4 protein-coding genes are annotated in these 4440 nt (G+C 60.2%); all 4 read left to right on the forward strand.

What is annotated here, in order from left to right; genetic code table 11:
• A partial coding sequence (locus tag NTW95_02725) for a formate/nitrite transporter family protein (GenBank protein ID MCX6556335.1) occupies window positions 1-372 on the forward strand: 372 nt, incomplete at its 5' end.
• 250 nt (window positions 373-622) lie between these two features.
• A complete protein-coding gene (locus tag NTW95_02730) occupies window positions 623-2833 on the forward strand; it encodes a prolyl oligopeptidase family serine peptidase (protein ID MCX6556336.1) in 2211 nt (736 codons plus the stop codon).
• 197 nt (window positions 2834-3030) lie between these two features.
• Window positions 3031-4269 carry an amidohydrolase family protein gene (locus NTW95_02735; protein ID MCX6556337.1) on the forward strand — a complete coding sequence of 413 codons (1239 nt, stop codon included), beginning with the start codon at window positions 3031-3033 and terminating at the stop codon, window positions 4267-4269.
• Window positions 4270-4335: 66 nt separating this feature from the next.
• On the forward strand, window positions 4336-4440 hold a 105-nt coding region (ribH, locus tag NTW95_02740; GenBank protein MCX6556338.1), incomplete at its 3' end, for a 6,7-dimethyl-8-ribityllumazine synthase.

The following is a 4440-nucleotide window of genomic DNA, read 5'->3' on the forward strand; positions in this document are numbered from 1 at the left end:
TTTTTCCGCGGCATCCTCTGCAACTGGCTGGTCTGCCTGGCGGTGTGGATGGCGCTGACCGCGCGCAACACCATCGGCAAGGTCTGGGCCATCTTTTTCCCGATCATGGCCTTCGTCGCCTCCGGCTTCAAGCACAGCATCGCCAACATGTACTTTATCCCGGTCGGCATCCTGCCCAAAGGGGTGAACGAGGTGGTGGCGCCCGCCACCGCCGCCGGCCTCGCCCCCGAGAAGCTGGCCAATGTCGGCCTGTACGGCTTCTTCGTCAAGAACCTGATCCCGGTCACGTTGGGCAACATCGTCGGCGGCGGCTTCTTCGTCGCCACTTTATACTGGTTTGCCTACGTCCGCAAGTCCAAGAAAGCCGCCTAGTTTTCTAGTCCGATTCCAACCGAGCCGTTTCCCGAGGGGCTTTCCCTCAGGGGCGGCTCTTTTTTTTGGATGGCGTGATTTGCAGGTCATGAAGTCACAAAGCAAAGCATCGTCCATAGTGCCTCAATTCGTGGTAGTTGACATTTCCTGCGACCGGATTTAGTATTCTCATATAGTTAGGGGGAAGGGATTCGGCGCCGATGGTGAGAATGGGCATTAGGGTAGCGCCACAACTTCCAGGAGGTGCGATATGAGGATCAAGGTGTTGTTCGCTCTCTGCTGCGTTGTTTGTTGCGCTATGGGTTTCACCCGCGCTCCTGCGCGTTCCGATGACGTGCAGTCCGTGCAACCGCCGGCCGCCCAGGTCGACGAAATGCTCTTCTCGCCGCCAAGGACCGAGAAGCGCCCGGTCGTTGACCTATACCATGGCGTCTCCGTGACCGACGACTACCGCTGGCTCGAGAAGGGTGATGCCGCCGAGGTCCAGGCCTGGTCCGCTGCAGAGAATGCGTACGCCCGGAGATCGCTCGACAGTGCCCCGAACCGCGCCGAGATCGCGAAAAAGCTCAAGGCGCTGATGGGATACGAATCGCCGGATTGGTACGCACTGAACTGCTGCTGCGGCCGCCTCTTCGCGCTGAAGAGCAATCCGCCCAAGCAGCAGCCGTTCCTTGTCGTAATGCAGAGTGCCGCTGCTCCCGAAACGGAACGCGTCATTCTCGACCCGAATGCGCTCGACGCCATGGGCGGCACGGCGATCGATTGGTACGAACCATCCCCAGACGGGAAGCTTGTCGCGGTCTCGCTTTCGACCGGCGGTTCGGAGCGTGGGAATCTCCATGTGTACAATGTCGACAGCGGCGCCGAGCGGGCGATCGACGCGGTCCCGCGCGTCAACGGCGGCACGGCGGGCGGGAGCCTGGCCTGGCTCGGCGACGGCACGGGATTCTTTTACACTCGCTACCCGGCGCCCGGAGAGCGCCCGGCTGAGGACCTCGATTTCTTTCAGGAGGTCTGGTTCCACAGACTCGGTGCCGATCCGAAGCTCGACATGCCGAGCTTGCAGAAGGGTTTGCCGCGCATCGCTGAAATTCAGCTCAAGGCGAGCACAGACGGAAGTTGGATCCTCGCGAGAGTTTCCAATGGCGATGGCGGGGAATATGATCACTGGATCGTCGCGCCCGGTAAAACCCCGGAGAAGAGCCTCGGGCAATGGCGGAAGGTCGCGTCGCTTGCCGATAAGGTCATCAGAGTGGACTTTTCGCCGGACGGCAAGCTGTGGCTGCTCTCGCGAAAAAATGCACCAAACGGGAAACTCCTTGAGCTGGATCCACAAGCCGACCTCGCGAAGGCGAAGACGATGATTCCTGAAAGTGACGTTGTCATCAGCCAATTCGTGGTCACCCAATCGCGGATCTACACAGCCGATTTGATCGGCGGCCCTTATCAGGCGCGGGTATTTGCCAGAAATGGGAAAGCTCTCCACAGCATCGATCTCCCGCTGCATTCAAGCATCTGGTCGATCCTGGCACTCGGGAGTGACGATGTACTGCTCTATACCGAGAGCTATACCGAGCCGCCTGCGTGGAAGCTTTATCACGCCGCCGACAAGACGCTCACGGTGACGGCGCTGGCCAAAAAGCCCGCCACGAACTTCGATGATGCCGAGGTGGTGCGCGAGACGTGCGTCTCCACGGACGGCACGAAAGTGCCCTTGAACATCCTGCGCAAGAAGGGCACGAAGCGCGACGGCTCGAACAAGTTTCTCCTTTACGGCTACGGCGGCTACAGCATCAGCCTGTCGCCTTACTTCGACGCGTCGTTACGGGTCTGGCTCGATGAAGGAGGCATCTTCGCCTGGGCGAACATCCGCGGCGGCGGTGAGTTCGGCGAGGTCTGGCATCTGGCCGGCAACCTCACGAACAAGCAGAACGTCTTCGACGACTTCCTGGCGTGCGCGCGGCACGTGATTGAAGCGGGCTACACGAAGCCCGAGCGCCTCGCCGTGATCGGCGCCTCCAACGGCGGCCTGTTGATGGGCGCGGCACTGACGCAGGCTCCAGAGCTGTTCCGCGCCGTTGTGTCGCTGGTTGGGATTTATGATATGCTTCGCGTTGAGTTCACACCCAATGGCGCCTTCAACGTCACCGAGTTCGGCACGGTAAAGGACAAAGCGCAGTTCGACGCGATGTTCGCCTACAGCCCATACCACCGCGTTGTGGACGGTACGGCATACCCGGCGGTGCTCTTCATGACGGGCGCCAACGACCCGCGCGTTGATCCCTACAACTCGCGCAAGATGACCGCACGGCTGCAGGCCGCCACGAGCTCGGGGCGGCCCATCCTGCTGCGCACCAGCGGCAGCACGGGGCACGGAATCGGCACGCCTCTCGACGAGCAGGTGGAAGAACAAGTGGATATCTGGAGCTTTCTCCTCCGCGAACTCGCCGGTCCGCGCTGAGCTCTCGCCTTCTGCGCTCAGGGAGATCATTGGGGCCGGAATGGGAATAGGGGACCGAACGCTGTATGGGCTGGCCTATGTCCGCAAGGGCAAAAAGGCTGCCTGACAGGCACAGTCATCAAAAATCTTCTGACAAAACAAGTTGTGTAAACGGCAACTGGCATAATTTAAAAACCATTGAATAAAAGAGGCACCATATGAAAAAATTAACCATTTCATTCTTTTTTGCTTTGCTGCTGCTGGCTTTCGTTTCGAGTCCGGTAATCGCGCAGGAGAGCCGCCCCCTCATTCTCGAGCACGCCAACGTCATCAATCCAGCGGATGACGCGCCCTTGCTTGACCGGACGATCGTCCTGCAAGACGGCAAAATTCAAAACATCTCTTCCGTTCCCGTGACGATGCCGGGCGAGAGAATGGACTTGCGGGGGGCCTGGGTTTTGCCGGGGCTCATCGATGCGCATGTCCACGTGACGAATATCGCCGCGGCCCGGCGCATGCTGTCCTGCGGAATTACCACCGGCCGCAGCATGTTCGCGTGGAACTACGCTGACGTCGGCTTGGGTGCGCTGCACCAGCGCGGCGACGCGGACATCCCGACCATCCTGGCCGCGGGCTATCCGGTCTTGGCCGATATGGTCCGGTTTAAGCCCGATATAACGGCGATATTCCTTGACCATCCAGTTCTCGATGACCTGCGCAGCCCTGGAAGAATCGGTCCCGACGGCGCGCGCCGAATTGTCCGCGCCAATGCGGATCGTCACGTGGATTGGATCAAGGTCTTCGCCAACGAGCGGGCCGGCATCCTGGAAACAGACCCGAATACCCGCAATCTCAATGATGAGGAACTGAGAGCGGCGGTCGAAGAGGCGACACGGCTGGGCCTGCCTGCGGCGGCCCACGCCTATTCGGACGAGGGCGTCGCGGCGGCCGTGAATGCCGGCGTCCGCACCATTGAACACGGATCGCTGATCACCGAGCCGACGCTGAAACTGATGCGCGAACGCGGCACCTATTTCGTCCCGACGCTCTATGGATTCAGTGTCGCCCTGACGCCTGATTCCACGCCCGAGGAACGGGCGCTCCAGCCGCGAATTGAGATGTTACTGAAAGGCAGCCTGCAAGCGATCGCAATGGCCAGGCGGCTCGGTGTTCCCGTTGTCGCCGGGACGGACACGGGCTATGAGGAGAAAGAGCCCACGGTCATCGACGAGATCATGCAACTGGCGTCTGCGGGTTTGTCGAACCTGGAGGCGATCCGCTCGGCGACTTCACTGGCGGCGGAATGCCTGAAGATCTCGTCCGCCAAGGGCGCGCTCAAGCCGGGCCTGGACGCCGATCTGGTCGCCTACAAGGACAATCCGCTCAACGACCTGGCCGTCCTGCGCGTGCCGATACTGGTTATCAACGGGGGAAAAGTCTTCCTGCGAAAAGAATAGGGGGATGCCCATTAGCGCTTGACACATGGGCATTTTTAAGATATTTTACCCCACATGGAGAAGAACATGAAAGAATTCAAGGGACAGTTGATTTCCAAGGGGTTCAAGGTGGCGATCGTGGTCTCGCGCTTCAACAACTTCATCACCGAACAGCTGCTGGACGGGGCCAAG

Source organism: Candidatus Aminicenantes bacterium (assembly GCA_026393795.1).
Classification (GTDB): Bacteria; Acidobacteriota; Aminicenantia; order UBA2199; family UBA2199; genus UBA2199.

What these genes read in the sequence shown, in the direction of transcription:
- NTW95_02730 (MCX6556336.1), top strand. Translation starts at nt 623, where the DNA reads ATGAGGATCAAGGTGTTGTTCGCTCTCTGCTGCGTTGTTTGTTGCGCT.
- NTW95_02735 (MCX6556337.1), top strand. Translation starts at nt 3,031, where the DNA reads ATGAAAAAATTAACCATTTCATTCTTTTTTGCTTTGCTGCTGCTGGCT.